Genomic DNA, 279 nt, shown 5'->3' with positions numbered 1-279 from the left:
ATACGAATAATAAACTTGCCATCTAAATGACGAGCAAATAAATAATTAAATAATGCCGTACGCGCATTTCCGATATGTAAGTGTCCTGTTGGACTTGGCGCATAGCGCACTCTCACTTGCTTTTCCATAATTGGTACACCTTCCATTCTTAATGTCAACACATTCTATAATTGTACACCAAAAAAAATGTGATTATCCATCTTACGAATTAAAAACCATTATTTTTTCTGTAATAAAACAACCGCTTGAGAAGCAATCCCTTCTTCTCTACCTGTAAAT

Annotated in this window: 1 protein-coding gene; it reads right to left on the bottom strand. The window is 34.4% G+C overall.

Features of this window, described 5'->3' with window-relative positions; all coding sequences use genetic code 11:
- On the bottom strand, positions 1-128 hold a 128-nt coding region (locus FE392_RS22995; RefSeq protein ID WP_319931990.1), incomplete at its 3' end, for a glutamate--tRNA ligase family protein.
- Positions 129-279: the final 151 nt, after the last annotated feature.

The organism is Xenorhabdus santafensis (genome assembly GCF_033949405.1).
In the GTDB taxonomy this organism is placed as follows: Bacteria; Pseudomonadota; Gammaproteobacteria; order Enterobacterales; family Enterobacteriaceae; genus Xenorhabdus; species Xenorhabdus santafensis.
This window is presented reverse-complemented; position numbering and strand designations above follow the sequence as displayed.